This window comes from Actinoallomurus sp. NBC_01490, assembly GCF_036227085.1.
Lineage (GTDB): Bacteria > Actinomycetota > Actinomycetes > Streptosporangiales > Streptosporangiaceae > Actinoallomurus > Actinoallomurus oryzae.
This window is the reverse complement of sequence record NZ_CP109433.1, coordinates 9,268,069-9,287,853: the sequence shown is the minus strand read 5'-3', so window position 1 is coordinate 9,287,853 and position 19,785 is coordinate 9,268,069. Positions and strand designations below refer to the sequence as shown.

Below are 19,785 nucleotides of genomic sequence, written 5' to 3'. Positions count from 1 at the left end.
TCTCAGGGGCCGCGGAGCTCGTTTTCTAGGAGCTCGAAAAGCTCTTCGTCTGTGGTGGGGTCCACGTTCTTAGCTGGATGACTCGCTGTTTCCTCGTCGCGCCGGCTGTTCCAGCTTCTGAGAAGATCCTTGATTCGCAGGGCGATTTCGGTGTGCCGATCGCCGTCGATCGCGACGCCCTCTACGATCTTTTTGAGCTTTTCCAATTCGGCCAGCAGCAGGTCTTCCGGAGCGGTCGGCTTCGGCGACAGACGTTCGTTCAGGTGATCGGCAAGTGACCGGGGAGTCGGATAGTCGAAGATCAAGGTGGCGGGCAGCCGCAGGCCGGTCGCGGAACCGAGATGATTGCGGAGCTCGACCGCCGTCAACGAGTCAAGACCGAGTTCCTTGAACGAACTGTCCGCTGATATGGACTCGGAGCTCTCGTGCCCAAGGGCCATGGAGGTGCTCGCGCAAACGAGTCGTACCAGTTGTTCGTACGTGAGCTCGGAAGGAGTGGAGACGGCTGGCGCTGCCTTTTGCCGTGCGATTGGCAGGAGACTACGGAAAAGAGGATGAGGATTCTGCGCCGTGAGATTGAGCCGGGCCGGAATGAGAGTCGGCCGGCCCTGCGTGAGCGCGGCGTCGAAAAGCTGAAGCGCCTGTTCCGGGGAGAACGGCTCCACCCCGAGTCGCGATGCGCGAGCGTGGTCCGACCTGGTGAATCGTTTCGTCATACCGCTGCTTTGTTGCCAGAGCCCCCAGGCGAGGCTGGTGGCGGGGAGTCCGGTCGCGTGGCGGTGGTGGGCGAGGGCGTCGAGGAAGGTGTTGGCGGCGGCGTAGTTGGCCTGTCCGGGGGAGCCGAGGGTGCCGGCGATGGAGGAGAAGAGGACGAAATGGGTGAGGGGGTGGTCTTGGGTGAGTCGGTGCAGGTGCCAGGCAGTGTCGACTTTGGGGGTGAAGACGGCGTGGACCTGGTCGTTGGTCAGCTTGGTGACGGTGGCGTCCTGCAGGGTGCCCGCGGCGTGGATGACCCCCGTTAGCGGATGCTGGTGCGGGATGGTGTCCAGCAGCTCGGCAAGGGCGCCGGGGTCGGAGGTGTCGCAGGCGGTGATGGTGACCTCAGCGCCGTGTGAGCTCAGCTCCTGGTGAAGCTCGGGCGCGTTGGGGGCCTTGGGGCCGGATCGGCTCGCGAGGAGGATATGCCGGGCACTGTGGTGTGTGACGAGGCGGCGGGCGACAGTGGTGCCGAGGGCCCCGGTTCCGCCGGTGATCAGGATCGTGCCTGCGGGATCGAGCGAGATCGGTTCACTGCTGCCGGGGTCGGTGCGCGTGATACCGGGCGTCAGAATTCGTTTGCCGCGGACGGCGGTCTGGAACTCATCGAGGCCGATGGCGGTGGGAAGTTGGATGGTGTTGTTCTGATCGACATCGATAAGGGCGATGCGGCCGGGGTGTTCGGCCTGGGCAGTGCGGACCAGTCCCCATACCGCGGCTTGAGCCAGGTCCTCAACGGGGTCGTCATCGCTGGTGGAGATGGCCCCTCGAGTCACAATGATCAGGCGGCGGGATCCCAGCCTCTCCTCGGCCGTCCAGGCCTGGAGTAGCTCCAGAGCGTCTCGAACCAGGCGCCGGGTATCCGCGAGGACATCTTTGGATCGCCCCTCCGGGCAAGACCACAGGACGAAGTCGGGTGCTGCCGCTCCGCCGTTGATGGCCGTGACGAGATCGGCCAGGTCGGGATACCTCTCGCCCTCGATGCTGGGCGACGCCGACGACGAGTCGTCGGCATCGCCCAAAAGCGCGTACGTGACCGTCGAGGTAGGGGTGCCTCGCCGACGGCTCACGTCCCAACGCACTTCGTACACGGATTCGCGACTTCCTGGCCCCAGCTGACTGGGGGAGGCCGCGCGAAGACCAAGAGCTTCGACGACGGCTACGAGGCGGCCCTCGGCGTCAGTGGCGATGATGTCGACCTGACTGCCTTCGGCCGGGCGGAGACGGACTCGGAGATTGGTGGCACCGGTCGCGTGAATGGAGACGTCTTGCCAGGTGAATGGAACCCTGATCGCTTCGTCTTCGGCCGGAGTGGCGAGTGCGAGGGCGTGGAGCGCGGAGTCTAGGAGCGCCGGATGGATGGTGTAGCCGGCGGTGTCGGTGCCTTCCGGGAGGCTTATTTCGACGTGGAGGTCGCCGTTGTCGTGTCGCCAGGCGTGGGTGAGGCCTTGGAAGGTGGGGCCGTAGTGGTATCCGCGTTCGGCCAGGCGCGTGTAGAAGTCGGTGAGGTCGACGGAGACGGCGTCTTCCGGTCGCGATTCGGGTGTGGTGGCCGTCGTCGTGGCCGCCGCCGTGAGAGTACCGGTGGCGTGGCGGGTCCAGGAAGCGTCACTTTCGCCGGCGGCAGGGCAAGAGTGGATGGTGATGGTTCGTCGGCCGTCGTCGTCGGGGGGATCGACCGTGACTCGAAGGTCGATCGGTCCTTCATCCGGGATGACGAGAAGGTTTTCGAGGGTGAGTTCCTGGAGGTGAGGTGCTCCGGTATGTGTGCCGGCGTAGGCGGCCAGGTCGATGAAAGCGGTGCCCGGAAGCACGGTCGTGTTATTGATGGCGTGCTCGGTGAGCCAGGGATGGGTTCGTGTTGATATTCGTCCGGTGAACAGATGGCCGCCGCTGTTCGGCATTTTGATGCCGGCGGCAAGGAGCGGGTGATCGGCCGTTGATTGTCCGAGATTTTCGGGATTGTTGTTCGCCTTGCCGGTGGCGTTGATCCAGTAGGTGTTGTGTTGGAAGGGGTAGGTGGGCAGGGGTGTGGTGGGGGTGTTGTTGGGGGTGAGGGTGGGCCAGTGGGTGGTGTGTTGCTGAATGTGTAGTTGCGTGAATGTGTTGAGGATCTGATTGTTGTTGTTTTTGTGTTTGTGGAGGGTGGTGATGGTGTGGGTGTTGGGTTGGGTGAGTGTTTGTTCGGTGAGTGGGGTGAGGGTTGGGTGGGGTCCGATTTCGAGGTAGGTGGTGGTGTTGTTGTTTTCGAGGTGGGTGATGGTTTGGGTCCAGTGGGTGGGGTTGCGGATTTGGTTGGTCCAGTAGGTGGGGTCGGTGAGTTGGGTGGTGGTGGCGGGTTTTCCGGTTTGGGTGGAGATGATGGGGGTGGTGGGTGGGTGGTAGGTGAGGGTTTCGGCGGTGTGGTGGAATTGTTTGAGGATTTGGTTGGTGTGGGGTGAGTGGAAGGCGTGGGAGACGTTGAGTTGGGTGGTTTTGTAGCCGTGTTGTTTTAGGAGGGTGGTGATGGTGGTCAGGAGGGTTGTGTCGCCGGTGATGGTGGTGGAGGTGGGGCTGTTGATTGCGGCGATGGCGGCGTCGGGGTGGTTGGTGAGGTCGATGTGGAGTTCGGTTTTGACCAGGTCGATGAGGTCGTGGTGGGGGGTGTTGGTGGCGTGCATGGCGCCGGTGGCGGGGAGGGTGTTGAGGAGTTTGGCGCGGGTGGTGATGAGGGTTGCGGCGTCGGGGAGGGTGAGGACGCCGGCGAGGTGGGCGGCGGTGATTTCGCCGATGGAGTGGCCGGTGAGGTAGTGGGGGGTGATGCCGTGGTGGGTGAGGAGGTGGTAGAGGGCGACTTGGATGGCGAAGGTGGCGGGTTGGGTGTAGAGGGTGGTGTGGAGGAGTTGGGCTTGGGGTGTGTTGGGTTCGGCGAAGATGATGGTGTGGAGGTTGTGGGGTAGGTGTTTGTTGAGGTGGGTGATGGTTTGGTCGAGGGTGTTTTTGTAGGTGGGGTGGGTTTGGTAGAGGTCGTGTCCCATGCCGGGCCATTGGGCGCCTTGGCCGGTGAAGCAGAAGGCGAGTTTTCCTGGTGGTGTGGGGTCTGGGGGTGTGGTGGTCAGACGTGGGTGGGGTTGGTTGTCGGCGAGGGCGTGTAGGGCGGTGGTGAGGTCGGTGGTGGTGGTGCCGGTGATGATGGCGCGGTGTTGGAAGGTGGCGCGGCTGGTGGTGAGGGTGTGCGCGATGCCGATCGGGTCCAGGCCGGGGTGGTGTTCGATGTGGTCGGCGAGGCGGCGGGCCTGTTCACGAAGTGCCGGGAGGGTTTTCGCTGACAGTGGCCAGGCGATCAGGTCAGTGTGAGTGGTTGTTGTGGGTTCGTGTACGCGCAAGGTTGCGGGTTCGGGTGTGGGGGGTTGTTCGAGGATGAGGTGGGCGTTGGTGCCGCTGATTCCGAAGGAGGACACTGCGGCGCGGCGGGGTCGGTTTACCTCGGGCCAGGGGCGGGCTTGGGTGAGGAGGGTGACGGCGCCGGTGTCCCAGTTGATGTGGGGTGAAGGTTCCTCGGCATGGAGGGTCTTCGGCATCCGGGCATGGTGGATGGCTTGGACCATTTTGATGACGCCGGCCACTCCGGCTGCGGCTTGAGCGTGGCCGATGTTGGATTTCAGCGATCCCAGATACAGCGGCTGGTCAGCCGGGCGTTCACGACCGTAGGTGGCGAGCAGGGCGTTGGCTTCGATCGGGTCGCCCAGGGAGGTGCCGGTGCCGTGGGCTTCGACCACGTCGATCTGGTCGGGGGTGACTCCGGCGTTGGTAAGGGCCTGTCGGATCACGCGTTCTTGGGAGGGTCCGTTCGGTGCGGTGAGTCCGTTGCTGGCGCCGTCCTGGTTGACCGCCGAACCTTTGATGACGGCGAGGATCCGCCGGTTGTTCTTCCGCGCGTCCGACAGGCGTTCCAGGAGGAGGAGCCCAACCCCTTCGGCGCCGATGGTGCCATCGGCGGAGGCCGAGAAGGACTTGCAACGTCCGTCGGCCGCGAGGCCGCGTTGCCGGCTGAACCCGACGAAGAGGCCGGGGGTGGACATGATGGTGACGCCGCCGGCGAGGGCGAGGTCGCATTCGCCGGCGCGGAGTGCCTGTGCGGCCAGATGGAGGGCGACCAGCGACGACGAACACGCCGTGTCCACCGTGACCGCCGGACCTTGGAGCCCGAGGGTGTAGGCGATCCGGCCGGAGATCACGCTACTGCCGTTCGTGGTGAGCAGATAACCCTCATGGGCTTTCGTGGCCCCATAAAGCGACGGGCCGTAGGTCTGCGTGATGGCGCCGGCGAACACGCCGGTCCGGCTGGTGCGGAGTGTGGTGGGGTCGATGTCGGCGTTTTCGATGGTTTCCCAGGCGACTTCGAGGAGGAGTCGTTGTTGGGGGTCCATTGCGGTGGCTTCGCGTGGGGAGATGCCGAAGAACGCCGCGTCGAACTGATCCGCGTCGTGGAGGAACCCGCCCTCCCGCGCATAGGACTTACCTGGGACGTCGGGGTCCGGGTCGTACAGTTCCTCCAGGTCCCAGCCGCGGTTGTCGGGGAACGGTGTGATCGCATCGACGCCCTGGTCGACCAGTTCCCACAATTCTTCTGGCGAGGTCACCCCACCCGGGTAGCGGCAACCCATCGCCACGATCGCGATCGGTTCTCGCGAGCGGTGCTCGGCGTCATGCAGCCGTTGACGGAGCCGGCGTAGATCGGCGGTCGCGCGCTTCAGGTAGGTCCTGAGCTTCTCTTCGCTCTGCATTGCCCTCAAGCCTCGGAATCATGGGGGTCGGCGCTTGCTAGTCCAGTTCGAAACTCTGTAGTTCGTTGTCCAACGCTTCGAAGAGCTCTTCATCCGTCGCCGAATCGAGGTCGTCCGTCGCATCGGCATCGATGGCTCGTTGAGACTGGCTGTGCCATTTCTGCAATAGATTTTCGAGCCGGGTGGTTATGGTGGCGTGCTGTTCATCACTCAGCCCGCTCGCGTCGATGGCGGATTCGAGTTCGCTGATCTTCCCGATCAGGCCGGCCCTGGCGTCGTTTCCGGCGCTCGATAGCAGCTCTTCCGTTAGGTGTTCGGTGAGCGCGGCCGGAGTCGGGTGATCGAAGACGACGGTCGTCGGCAGGGCCAGGCCGGTGGCGGAATTGAGCCGGTTGCGTAGCTGTACCGCGGTGAGTGAATCGATGCCGAGATCCTTGAAGGCATGTTCGACTTCGATCTGTCCCTCGTCAGAATGACCGAGGACCATGGCCGTGTTGGTACGGATCAGCCGCAGAAGCGTGTCCCGCCGTTCGGACTCGGCCTGCTGGAGGAGCCGCTCCACGAGAGCGGCGCTCGGCTCGACGGCCGGCACGCCGGGATCGTTCGTCGCTGAGCGTCGACGCGATGTTCCGGACAGGCCGCGCAGGATCGGGGAGAGCGTTCCCGCCTCGACCTGCGCGCGCAACGCTGTGGTATCGATGCGGGCGGGAACGATGACGGGCCGACCTGCCGCCAGCGCGGCGTCGAACAGGGCCAGCCCCTCCGTCGTGGTCAGCGGCGGCAGCCCCATCCGGGACATGCGCGCCAGGGCCTTCTCGGCGATCTGGTCGCTCATTCCGCTGGCTTCTTCCCACAGCCCCCAGACGAGACTGGTCGCCGGCAGTCCGCATACGCGACGGTGATGGGCCAGGGCGTCCAGGAACGTGTTCGCGGCGGCATAGTTCGCTTGACCTGCGATGCCGAGCGTGCCGGCGAGCGAGGAGAACAGGACGAACGCCGACAGATCCATTCCCGCGGTGAGGCGGTGCAGATGCCAGGCCGCGTCGGTCTTGGGGAGAAGAACGGACGTCAGCTGATCCGGCCGGAGTTCGGTCACCGGCGCGATGTCGAGCACACCGGCGGCGTGGATCACGGCGGTGAGGGGATGCCGGTCGGGCACGGTGGCCAGGAGTTCGGTCAGGGCCTCCGGGTCGGAGGCGTCGCAGGCGGCGATGGTGACGTTCGCGCCGAGCCCGGTGAGTTCGCCGTGGAGTTCGGAGGCGCCGGGGGCATCGGGCCCAGAGCGGCTGGTCAGCAGGAGGTGACGGGCACCGTGGGAGGCGGTGAGGTGGCGGGCGATCGTGGCGCCGAGCGTTCCGGTCCCGCCGGTGATCAGTACCGTTCCGTCGGGGTCCAACCGGGCGTGGTCATGGCCGGTGGTGCTGTCGCGGGTCAGGCGCGGCACCAGTATCCGGCCATTGCGAATGACGCTCTGAGGTTCGCCGGTGGCGATGGCAGCCGGTATGGCCGCTGCTGACCTGGGCGTCTGGTCCAGGTCGATGACCGTGATCCGGCCTGGGTGTTCGGTCTGGGCGGTACGGGCCAGGCCCCACACCGCGGCCTGCGCCAGGTCCTCGATCGCCTCGCGTCGGTGAGAGGCGACCGCACCGCGCGTGACGACGATGAGGCGACAGGCGGCGAAACGATCATCAGACAGCCAGTCCTGCAGGAGACCGAGCAGGTGACGGGTGATGGCGTGGACGTTCGCCGGGGTGTCCGTCGCACCGGACGAGGGCATGGCCGACACGAGCACGACCTGAGGTACGGCCTCCGCGGAGCCGATCGTCTCTCGAAGCGCAGACAGATCGGGGACCTGCCGGAGATGCAGCCGGCCGGTCGGGTCGGGTAGTTGTTCGCCGAGCGAGACCCACGTCGAGGTGTCCCGCACCGGAAGAGGCGGAGGGACGGATGACTCGGGCGCCGTCCACCGCAACTCGAACAGGGGGACGTACGACGTGTGGGCGGCTGCCTGCGGCGGCTTCGAAGGACGGAGGACGAGCGATTTCACGGTCGCCACCGGGCCTCCGGTGGCATCGAAAGCCGAGATCGAGAACTGGTGCTCTCCCGTACCGTGAATATGCACGCGAAGGCTGGTCGCGCCGGTGGCCATGAGCGAGATGCCGTTGAACGAGAACGGCATGAACATCTCGGTGGACCTGCCGCCATCCGGAAGCGCCGCGAATGCCACTGGATGGAGTGCCGCGTCGAGAAGGGCCGGGTGAATGGCATGGCCCGCCGTGTCGGTTGTCTCGGGGAGAACGAGTTCGGCGTAGAGATCTCCGTCCTCGCGCCGCCAGGCTCGGGACAGACATCGAAAGCTGGGGCCGTAGCGGTAGCCGTACTCATCAAGCCGCTGATAGATCTCCGCTGCGCTGATCGCGACCGTGTTGACGGGTGGCCATTGAAGCGGTTCTACCGGTGCCGCCGGGGAGTCTTCGGCGAGGGTGCCGGTGGCGTGCTGGATCCAGGGGCTATCGCCGTCTCCGACCGGGCGGGTGTGGATGGTGATGGTTCGCCGGCCGTTGTCGTCGGGGGGTTCGACGGTGACATGGAGGTCGATCGGCTCGTGCTCGGGGACGACGATGGGAGCTTGGAAGGTGAGCTCCTCGATGGAAGGGGTTCCAGCGCGGGTGCCGGCATGTAGGGCCAGATCGATGACCGCGGTGCCGGGAAGCACGATGGTGTCGTTGATCGCGTGATCGGTGAGCCAGCGGTGAGTGCGCGTTGATACCTGTCCAGTGAACAGGTAGGTCCCGGTATTGGGGATCGTTGTGGTGGCGAGGAGAAGCGGGTGTTGTGCCGCTTTGAGACCCAGGTTTTCGGGTTTGTTGTTGGCGGTGACAGGTTGTTGGAGCCAGTAAGTGGCGTGTTGGAAGGGGTAGGTGGGGAGCGAGATTGTTGATGTCGGGTTTGTTGGTGGTGTGTAGTTGACGGTGTGGTGGTGGGTGTGGAGTTGTGCTGTGTTGTTGAGGAATTCGGTGAGGGTGCCGTGTTTTTTGGTGATGGTGGGGATGATGTGTGCGGGGGTTTCTTGTTGGTCGATGGTTTGTTGGATGGCGGGGGTGAGGGTGGGGTGTGGGCTGATTTCGATGTAGGTGGTGTGTCCGGTGGTGGAGAGTTTTTCGATGGTGGGTTGGAGTTGGACGGTGTGGCGGAGGTTGGTGTGCCAGTAGTCGGCGGTGAGGGTGGTGGTGTCGGTTTGGGTGGTGGTGACGGTGGAGTGGAACGGGATGCTCGCCCGGTGGTGGGTGATGTCGGTGAGTTGTTCGGTGATGTGGGTGTGGAGTGGGTCGATGTGGGGTGAGTGGGAGGCGTAGTCGACCGGGATCAGACGCGCATCGACGCCCAGGGTTTTGTAGTGGTCGATGAGAGCGTGGATGGCCTGTGGTGTGCCGGAGATGGTGGTGGAGGCCGGTCCGTTGATGGCGGCGATGTGAACGTCGGCGTCGAGGCTGATCTCGTGATGAGACAGGGGGATGTGGGCCATGGCGCCGGTGCCGGCGATGGTGGTGAGGGCTTGTGAGCGTAGGGCGATGATTTTGGCGGCGTCGTTGAGGGTGAGGGCGCCGGCGATGTGTGCGGCGGTGATTTCGCCTTGGGAGTGGCCGATGACGGCGTCGGGGTGGATGCCGTGGTGTTGCCATAGGCGGGCGAGGGCGGTCATGACGGCGAACAGGGCGGGTTGGACGACGTCGGTGCGGTTGAGGTCCGCAGCCCGACTGGTCTGGTGGAGCAGATCGAGTAGCGACCAGTCGGTGTGAGGGGCGAGGGCTTGGTGGGCTTGGTCGATGTGTTCGGCGAAGACGGGGCTGGTGGTGAGGAGGTGGTGGGCCATGGCGGGCCATTGGGTGCCTTGGCCGGGGAAGACGAACACGATCTTGCCGTTGATCGGTGTCGCCGGTGGGGTGGTGAGGTTGGGGTGGTCACGCCCGGTGGCGAGGGCGTGGAGGGCGGTGGTCAGGTCGGTGAGGGTGGTTCCGGTGATGACCGCACGCTGGTCGAACACGGTGCGGGTGGTGAGGGTGTGGGTGATGTCGGCCGGGTTCAGGTCGGGGTGGTGGTTCAGGTGGTCGGCCAGGCGGCGGGCGTACTCGCGTAGGGCTTCGGGGGTTTTGGCGGACAAGGGCCACGCCACGACACCAGGCGCCGGTTCGTGGACCCGCAAGGCTGCGGGTTCGGGTGTGGGGGGTTGTTCGAGGATGAGGTGGGCGTTGGTGCCACTGACGCCGAAGGAGGACACTGCGGCGCGGCGGGGACGGTTCGCCTCGGGCCAGGCGCGGGCCTCGGTAAGGACGGCGAGGGTGGCGGTTGACCAGTCCACCTCGGGGTTGAGTTCGTCGACGTGAAGGGTCTTCGGTAGGTGGCCGTGCTGGATGGCTTGGACCATTTTGATGACGCCGGCCACTCCGGCGGCGGCTTGGGTGTGGCCGATGTTGGATTTGATGGAGCCGAGGTAGAGAGGCTGTTCGGTGCGGTTTTGCCCGTAGGTGGCGAGGAGGGCGTTGGCTTCGATCGGGTCGCCCAGGGAGGTGCCGGTGCCGTGGGCTTCGACCACGTCGACCTGGTCGGGGGTGACTCCGGCGTTGGTGAGGGCTTGGCGGATGACGCGCTCTTGGGAGGGCCCATTTGGTGCGGTGAGTCCGTTGCTGGCGCCGTCCTGGTTGACCGCCGAGCCTTTGATGACGGCGAGGATCCGCCGGTTGTTCTTCCGAGCGTCCGACAGACGCTCCAGCAATGCCAGGCCGATTCCTTCTGACCCGGCGAATCCATCGGCCGAGGCGGCGAACGACTTACATCGCCCATCGGCCGCCAACCCCCGCTGCCGACTGAACTCCACGAACATGCCCGGCGTGGACATGATGGTGACGCCGCCGGCGAGGGCGAGGTCGCATTCGCCGTTGCGGAGTGCCTGTGCGGCGAGGTGGAGGGCGACGAGTGATGACGAGCATGCGGTGTCGATGGTGACGGCTGGGCCTTGGAGTCCGAGTGTGTAGGAGATGCGTCCGGAGGCGATGCTTGCGGCGGTGCCGTTGCCGAGGTGGCCTTCGAGGTCGTGGGGGGTTTGGTGGAGGTGTGTGGCGTAGTCGTTGTACATGACGCCGGTGTAGACGCCGGTTTGGGTGTTGGTGAGGGTGGTGGGGTTGATGCCGGCGTTTTCGATGGTTTCCCAGGCGACTTCGAGGAGGAGTCGTTGTTGGGGGTCCATTGCGGTGGCTTCGCGTGGGGAGATGCCGAAGAAGGCCGCGTCGAATTGGTCGGCGTCGTGGAGGAACCCGCCTTCCCTGGCATAGGACTTACCTGGAGCGTCGGGGTCGGGGTCGTACAGTTCTTCTAGGTTCCAGCCGCGGTTGTCGGGGAACGGTGTGATCGCATCGACGCCCTGGTCGACCAGCTCCCACAACTCCTCCGGTGAGGTGACTCCTCCGGGGTAGCGGCAGCCCATCGCCACGATCGCGATGGGTTCGGTGGTGGTTTTGTGGGTGGTGGTTGTGGTGGTGGTGTTTTCGCCGGTGAGTTGGTGGTGTAGGTGGGTCGCCAGAGCCTGTGGTGTGGGGTGGTCGAAGATGAGGGTGGCGGGTAGGCGTAGTCCGGTGGCTGTGGCGAGGCGGTTGCGGATCTGGATGGCGGTTAGGGAGTCGAAGCCCAGCTCTTTGAAGGTCTGGGTGTCGACGATCGTGTCCGCGTTCGTATGGCCCAGAACGTTCGCGGCGCTCGTACGCACGATGTCGAGCAGCCGTTTTTCCAACTCGGGACCGGGCAGGTTCGCCAGCTGGGGACGGAGGTCGGGAGCAGCGCCGCTGGAGCGCGCAACAGCGGCGGGGGCGAGTTCGCGGAACAACGGGTGCGGGTCGATCCCCGTGTCCAGCCTTCTGACGTTGATGTTGGCGGGGATGACCGTGGGGTTGTGCTCGCCGAGCGTGGCGTCGAGGAGTTGGAGTGCTTGGTCCGTGCTGAGTGGGGTGATGCCGTTGGTGGTGATGCGTTGGTGGTCGGTGGTGGTGAGGTGGGCGGTCATTCCGGTGGTTTGTTGCCAGAGTCCCCAGGCGAGGCTGGTGGCGGGGAGTCCGTTCGCGTGGCGGTGGTGGGCGAGGGCGTCGAGGAAGGTGTTGGCGGCGGCGTAGTTGGCTTGGCCGGGGAATCCGAGAGTGCCGGCGACCGACGAGAACAGAATGAAATGACTGAGGTTGCTGTCCTGGGTGAGCCGGTGCAGGTGCCAGGCCGCGTCAACCTTGGGCGTGAGGACGCCTTCGAGTTGCTCGCTGGTGAGTTGGGTGATGGTGGCGTCCTGCAGCGTGCCTGCGGCGTGGACGATGGCCGTCAGCGGGTGTCGGTGGGGGATGGTGGCCAGTAGTTCGGCGAGGGCCTCAGGGGTGGAGGTGTCGCAGGTGGTGATGGTGACGTGGGCGCCGTGTTCGGTGAGTTCGTGGTGGAGTTCGGTGGCACCGGGTGCGTTCGGTCCGGAGCGGCTGGCCAGCAGGAGGTGGCGGGCGTTGTGTTGGGTGACGAGGTGGCGGGCGACGGTGGTGCCGAGTGCTCCGGTTCCGCCGGTGATGAGAGTTGTGCCTTCGGGGTTGAGCCCGGTCGGGTCATCGTTGGCGGGGGTGGCGCGGACGAGTCGTGGGGTGAGGGTGCGGTTGTCGCGGATGGCGATCTGGGGCTCGCCGCTGGCGATGGCTGCCGCAAGCCCGGTGGTGGAGCCGTCGAAGTCGATGAGGGTGACGCGATCCGGGTGTTCGGTTTGAGCGGAGCGGACTAGCCCCCACACCGCGGCCTGAGCCAGGTCTTCTACGGGGTCGCTCGGGCCGGTGGCTACTGCTTGGCGGGTGAGGATTACCAGCCGAGACGATTCGAATCGCTCTTCCGACATCCAGCTCCGCAACAGGCCGAGGACATTGTCGGTGAGGTTATGCGTTACCCGAAGAACCTCAGATGACGACCCTGCAGGACACTTCCACAACACCAACTCGGGGGCAGGATTCCCCGCATCCATTCTCCGAATCAACGTCGCCAAATCAGTGTGATGCTCCCAGCCCGTATCGGTCGACGTGATTTCTAGCGCGGCTTCTTCGTCGCTGATCAGTGCATAGGGAGGTAGTAGGAAGTTGGCCGAACTCCTAATGAATTCGGCTTCCCACTTCAATTGGAACATGGAACGGCGGATTATGGCGTCTCTAGTTCCAAGGCTATGCGCAGAAATTGGACGTAGTGTGAGCGTAGAAACGGTCGCTACAGGAGTGCCGGAATAGTCATATGCCCTGATCTCGGCTTGGCTCGGTCCGACCTGATGAAGGTGAACTCGGAGTGTGTTGGTGTTGGTGTTGTTGATGGTGACGTTTTGCCAGGTGAAGGGTAGTTGAGTTGGCTGGTCGTTGGTGGGGAGGAGTGGGTGGATTGTGGTGTCGAGGAGGGCGGGGTGGATGGTGTATCCGTTGGTGTGGGTGGTTTCGGGGAGGGTTGTTTGGGCGTAGAGGTCGCCGTTGTCGTGTCGCCAGGCGTGGGTGAGGCCTTGGAAGGTGGGGCCGTAGTGGTATCCGCGTTCGGCCAGGTGTGTGTAGAAGTCGGTGAGGTCGATGGGGGTGCTGTTTTCGGGGGGGAATATGGGGGCGTTGTTGGTCGGTGGTGTGTGGTTGGTGGTGGTGAGGGTGCCGGTGGCGTTGCGGGTCCAGGAGGTGTCGGGTTCGGCGTCGGCTGGACGCGAGTGGATGGTGATGGTCCGGCGGCCCTGGTTGGGAGGCTCGAGCGTGATCTGCAGATCGGTCGGCTGCTCGTCCGAGATGATGAGGGGGTTTTCGAGGGTGAGTTCCTCGATGGAAGGGGTTCCAGCGCGGGTGCCGGCGTGTATGGCCAGATCGACGAAGGCGGTGCCGGGAAGCAGGACGGTGTCGTTGATCGCATGATCGTTGAGCCAGGGATGGATCCGTGTGGAGATCCTGCCGGTGAACAGGTAGCCGTCGGTGCTCGGTGTTTGGATACACGCGGCGAGAAGCGGGTGGTCAGTAGCTTGTTGCCCCAGATCTTCGGGTTTGTTGTTTGCGTTTTTGGTGGTGAGCCAGTAGGTCTTGTGCTGGAAGGGGTAGGTGGGCGCGGACGTTGTGACTGTTCGTTTTGTTGGTGGTGTGTAGTTGACGGTGTGGTGGTGGGTGTGGAGTTGTGCTGTGTTGTTGAGGAATTCGGTGAGGGTGCCGTGTTTTTTGGTGATGGTGGGGATGATGTGTGCGGGGGTTTCTTGTTGGTCGATGGTTTGTTGGATGGCGGGGGTGAGGGTGGGGTGTGGGCTGATTTCGATGTAGGTGGTGTGTCCGGTGGTGGAGAGTTTTTCGATGGTGGGTTGGAGTTGGACGGTGTGTCGGAGGTTGGTGTGCCAGTAGTCGGCGGTGAGGGTGGTGGTGTCGATTTGGTCGGTGGTGACGGTGGAGTGGAACGGCACGCTCGCCCGGTGGTGGGTGATGTCGGTGAGTTGTTCGGTGATGTGGGTTTGGAGTGGGTCGATGTGGGGTGAGTGGGAGGCGTAGTCGACCGGGATCAGACGCGCATCGACGCCCAGGGTTTTGTAGTGGTCGATGAGAGCGTGGATGGCCTGTGGTGTGCCGGAGATGGTGGTGGAGGCCGGTCCGTTGATGGCGGCGATGTGAACGTCGGCGTCGAGGCTGATCTCGTGATGAGACAGCGGGATGTGGGCCATGGCGCCGGTGCCGGCGATGGTGGTGAGGGCTTGTGAGCGTAGGGCGATGATTTTGGCGGCGTCGTTGAGGGTCAGGGCGCCGGCGATGTGTGCGGCGGTGATTTCGCCTTGGGAGTGGCCGATGACGGCGTCGGGGTGGATGCCGTGGTGTTGCCACAGGCGGGCAAGAGCGGTCATGACGGCGAACAAGGCCGGTTGGACGACGTCGGTGCGGTTGAGATCCGCAGCCCGACTGGTCTGGTGGAGCAGATCGAGTAGCGACCAGTCGGTGTGAGGGGCGAGGGCTTGGTGGGCTTGGTGGATGTGGTCGGCGAAGACGGGGCTGGTGGTGAGGAGGTGGTGGGCCATGGCGGGCCATTGGGTGCCTTGGCCGGGGAAGACGAACACGATCTTGCCGTTGATCGGTGTCGCCGGTGGGGTGGTGAGGTTGGGGTGGTCTTGGCCGGTGGCGAGGGCGTGTAGGGCGGTGGTCAGGTCGGTGAGGGTGGTTCCGGTGATGACCGCACGCTGGTCGAACACGGTGCGGGTGGTGAGGGCGTGGGTGATGTCGGTCGGGTTCAGGTCGGGGTGGTGGTCCAGGTGGTCGGCGAGGCGGCGGGCGTACTCGCGTAGGGCTTCGGGGGTTTTGGCGGACAAGGGCCACGCCACGACACCAGACGGCGGTTCGTGGACCCGCAAGGCTGCGGGTTCGGGTGTGGGGGGTTGTTCGAGGATGAGGTGGGCGTTGGTGCCACTGACGCCGAAGGAGGACACCGCGGCGCGGCGGGGACGGTTCGCCTCGGGCCAGGCGCGGGCCTCGGTAAGGACGGCGAGGGTGGCGGTTGACCAGTCCACCTCGGGGTTGAGTTCGTCGACGTGAAGGGTCTTCGGTAGGCGGCCGTGCTGGATGGCTTGGACCATTTTGATAACACCGGCCACTCCAGCGGCGGCTTGAGCGTGGCCGATGTTGGATTTCAGCGATCCCAGATACAGCGGCTGGTCGGCCGAGCGTTCACATCCGTAGGTGGCGAGCAGGGCGTTGGCTTCGATCGGGTCGCCCAACGCCGTACCGGTGCCGTGGGCTTCGACCACGTCGACCTGGTCGGGCGTTACACCGGCGTTGGTGAGGGCCTGGCGGATCACGCGCTCTTGGGAGGGCCCGTTCGGTGCGGTGAGTCCGTTGCTGGCGCCGTCCTGGTTGACCGCCGAGCCTTTGATCACCGCGAGGATCCGACGATTGTTCTTTCGTGCGTCCGACAGACGCTCCAAGAGGACAAGCCCGGCACCCTCGGACCACCCGGTTCCATCGGCCGATGCCGAAAACGACTTACACCGCCCATCGGCAGCCAACCCCCGCTGCCGACTGAACTCCACGAACATGCCCGGTGTGGACATCACAGTGACCCCGCCGGCGAGGGCGAGGTCGCATTCGCCCGTACGCAGGGAATGCGCCGCCAGGTGGAGTGCGACCAGCGATGACGAACACGCCGTATCGACCGTCAGCGCAGGCCCCTGCAGACCGAGGGCGTAGGAGATGCGGCCCGAGACGACGCTGCCCGTCGCTCCCGTCAGCGTGTAGCCGGCGAATCGTTCGTCCGCCTCATGCTGACGCGGTCCGTAGTCCGAGGGCATGGCGCCGGTGAACACGCCGGTCTGACTGGTGTGGAGCGTAGTGGGGTCGATGCCCGCGTTCTCGATGGTCTCCCAGGCGACCTCCAAGAGAAGCCGCTGCTGGGGGTCCATCGCGGTGGCCTCACGCGGAGAGATCCCGAAGAACGCCGCATCGAACTGATCGGCGTCGTGAAGGAACCCGCCCTCCCGCGCATAGGACTTACCCGGAGCGTCGGGGTCCGGGTCGTACAGTTGCTCCAGGTCCCAGCCCCGGTTATCCGGAAACGGCGTGATCGCATCGACACCCTGGTCGACCAGCTCCCACAACTCCTCCGGCGAGGCCACCCCACCCGGGAAACGGCAGCCCATCGCCACGATCGCGATCGGTTCCGTGGTGGCGACCGGGGTCGTCGCGGAAGTGACGGCAGGGCGGCCGGTGAGCCGTTGGCGGAGGTACGTGGCGAGGCTTTGCGGGGTGGGATGGTCGAACACCAGGGAGGACGGCAAGGTCATGCCTGTCGCCTCAGCGAGCCGGTCGCGGAGTTCGACGGCCGCCAGCGAGTCGAAGCCGAGCTGCTTGAAGGTACGGGCCGGGTCCAGGCCGTCCGACCCGGCGTGACCGAGGACGAGGGCGGCGTTCGAACGGACCGTTTCCAGCAGCATGTGTTCCTGCTCGCCGCTGTCCATTCCGGCGAGCAGATCGGTCTGCGGGATCTCTGACACCGAAGGCGACTCGCTCGTGACCGCCGATGGCTCGTCCGCGTCCAGCGAGGATTCGCCCGCTGCCGATGAAGCCGCGCCATCGTCGGCGAACCGCGACCCGGGCACCGTACTCGCGAGGTCCGCGGCCCGGATCCAGTGGCGTTTCCGCTGGAAGGCATACGTGGGCAAGTCCAGGGACACGGTGTGTCGCCGTTCGAGCCGGTCGGTGTTCCCTCCCCAGAGCGCCTCCCATCTCACCCGACCGCCATGGACGTGCGACTCCGCCAACGCAGCGGTGACCGTGCGCACCTCAGGTCGGTTCCGGCGTAGCGTGGGGACCGTCGCGATCCGTGTCTTGCCGGTCGCCTTCCTGTCGCCGGTAAGGCTCGTGGCGGCGAGGCTCGTGAGCACCGCGTCGGGACCGACCTCGACGAAGTCGGTGACGCCCTGCTCCTCCAGGCAGCGCACGCCCTTCATGAACAGCACTGGTCGCCGAGCGTGGTCGCTCCAGTAGGCGGGGTCGCGGAGCTGCTCGGCGGTGGCGAGCCGCCCTGTCGTGTCAGAGACGATCGGGATCCGCGGAGCCTGGAACGTCAGCCCGCTCATCGCCTGCCGGAACTCCTCGAGCATGGGTTCCATGTGCGCGGAGTGGAACGCATGGCTGACCCGCAGCCGCTTCGCCTTGCGCCCGCGTTCTCTCCACGCCTGGACGATCCCGAGGACCGCTTGGTGGTCTCCGGAGATCACCACCGCCTTGGGACTGTTCACCGCGGCGAGTTCGATTCGGCCTTCGACGCAGGCCGGTAGGGCTCTCACCTCGTCCTCGGTCGCGTCGAGCGAGGCCATCGATCCGGTGGTGGGCAGCGCCTGCATCAACTGGCCTCGGGCGGCCACCAGCGTGCAGGCGTCGGTCAGTGACAGGACGCCGGCCACATGCGCGGCGGCGATACCGCCGATGGAATGTCCGATGAGGTAGTCGGGGACGGCGCCGCAGGATTCGAGCAGCCGGTACACGGCCACTTCCAGCGCGAAGAGCGTGGCCTGCGTGTAGGAGGTCTGGTCGAGGAGCGCGGCATCGGTGCTTCCCGCCGGGGCGAACATCACCGGGCGAAGCGGCCGGTCGAAACGGAGGTCGAGGTGGCCGAGCGTCTCGTCGAGAGCGTCGGCGAACACGGGGAACGCCTCGTAAAGCCCGGCGCCCATGCCGGGCCGTTGACTGCCCTGGCCGCTGAACAGGAAGGCTGTCGCTCCCGCTGTTCCGGCCACTCCCGAGGTGACGTTCGTACGGCCCCGCCCCCGGGCGAGAGCGGCCAGCCCGTCGAGGAGCTCCTCGCGTCGCTCGCCCGTGATGACGGCCCGATGTTCGAACAACGAGCGCGTCGTCGCCAGCGCCGGCCCCACGTCCCGTGCGTCCAGGCTCGGCGCGGACCGCAGGTGTTCCATCAGCCGCTGGGCCTGGGCGCGAAGAGCGGACCGGCTGCGCGCCGACAGGGGCAGCACGAGCGGTGGCGGTACGGGTGACCGCGGCGCGGCCGGAGTCCCGTCTGCCGGTTCGGCTGAGACGCCGCGATGAGAGGCCGCCACCATGCCGGAGGTGGGAACGGCGGGCGGTTCCGCGGGGGTGTCGGACGCCTCTGTGGGGACGGCGGGCGGTTCCGCGGGGGTGTCGGACGCCTCTGTGGGGACGGCGGGCGGTTCCGCGCGGGTGTCGGACGCCTCCGCGAGAGCGGCGAGGGCTTCCGTTACGACGACATGACAGTTCGCTCCGCCCATGCCGAAGGAGCTGACCCCCGCGACCAGGGGGCGGTCGGGGTCGGGCCAGGGAGTGAGGGCGGTCTGCACGCGCAGCCCGAGACGATCCAGCGGGATGTCGGGGTGCGGTGTCTCGAAGTTGAGACTGGCCGGCAGGGCACGGTGCCTCAGCGCCAGTATCACCTTGAGCAGGCCGGCGATGCCGGCCGCCGCCTCGAGGTGCCCGATGTTGGTCTTGACCGATCCCACGCGTAGCGGGCCGGCCGCCCCGTCGTCCCGCCGCAGCGCCGCACCGAGTGCGGCGGCCTCGATGGGGTCACCGATCCTGGTGCCGGTGCCGTGCAGCTCGACGTACTGAACGTCCGCCGGGCCGATCCCCGCTTGCCGCCACGCCCGCTCGATGACCTTCGTCTGCGCCTCGGCGCTCGGGACGGTGAGCCCGTCGGTGGCACCGTCGTTGTTGATCGCTGTGCCGCGGATGACCCCATGGACGTGGTCACCGTCGGCGATCGCTCGATCCAGCGGCTTGAGCAGCACCAGCCCGCCGCCCTCACCGCGTACGAAACCGTTGGCGCGGGCGTCGAGGACGAAGCAACGGCCGTCCGGCGACAGCCCTCCGAAACGGGACGCGGCGACGGTGCCGGCCGGATCGGCGATGAGGTTCACTCCGCCCGCCAGGGCCATCGTGGACTCGCCGCGGGCAAGACTCTCGCAGGCCAGGTGTACCGCCGTCAGGGACGACGACTGGCCGGTGTCGACCGTGAGGCTGGGGCCGGTGAAGCCGAGCGTGTAGGACACACGGTTGGCGATCATGCTCCGGTGCAGGCCCGTCATGCTGTGCCGGGTGACCGCGTCGGCGCCGCGCCGACGGGCGAGTGTCGCGTAGTCGTCCCAGATGGCACCCGCGAAGACGCCGACCCGGGTGTCGGCGAGTGACGCCGGGACGACTCCGGCGTTCTCCAGAGCCTCCCAGGAAAGCTCGAGCATGAGCCGCTGCTGCGGGTCCATCGCCGCGGCCTCACGCGGTGAGATGTCGAAGAACTCGGCGTCGAACCGGTCGATGTGGTCCAGGAACGCCCCGTGCTCCACACCGGGAAGGGCCCCTGCCGTACCCGGGCCGCCGGGCGCGGGTGCCGCACCCCATCGATCCGCCGGTGTCCCGCCGACCGCGTTCACGCCATCGCGGAGCAATCGCCAGAAGGCGCTCGCGTCGGCGGAACGAGGAAAGCGGCAGGCCAGACCGATAATGGCGATTCCATTGTGTGTGGCAGAGGTCGATTCCATTGACGACGAACCCCAAACGGCTATTTCCGAAGTGCGGATTGGAATGTCGGCGGAAAATCGAACGGTGTTGGGTTTCTCACGGCAAATTCATCGATCTCCGCCCCTCGCTCGCCGGGCCTCGCCACCGCCGCTGGCCCAGTCCCCCCGTAGTCGCCGACCTGTGCATACGGTCACGCAGCAGGACTGCGATTGGCGGCAAAGGCCGGCGTTCTC

At 65.9% G+C, this 19,785-nt stretch carries 2 protein-coding genes; both read right to left on the bottom strand.

What is annotated here, in order from left to right:
- Positions 1 to 2: 2 nt before the first annotated feature.
- The gene (locus tag OG417_RS42790; protein ID WP_329241732.1) at positions 3 to 5,522 is read right to left on the bottom strand and encodes a type I polyketide synthase; all 5,520 of its coding nucleotides are present in this window, start codon (positions 5,520 to 5,522) and stop codon (positions 3 to 5) included.
- Between the two features lie 37 nt (positions 5,523 to 5,559).
- A complete protein-coding gene (locus OG417_RS42785; protein WP_329241729.1) occupies positions 5,560 to 19,572 on the bottom strand; it encodes an SDR family NAD(P)-dependent oxidoreductase in 14,013 nt (4,670 codons plus the stop codon).
- Between the last annotated feature and the right edge of the window lie 213 nt (positions 19,573 to 19,785).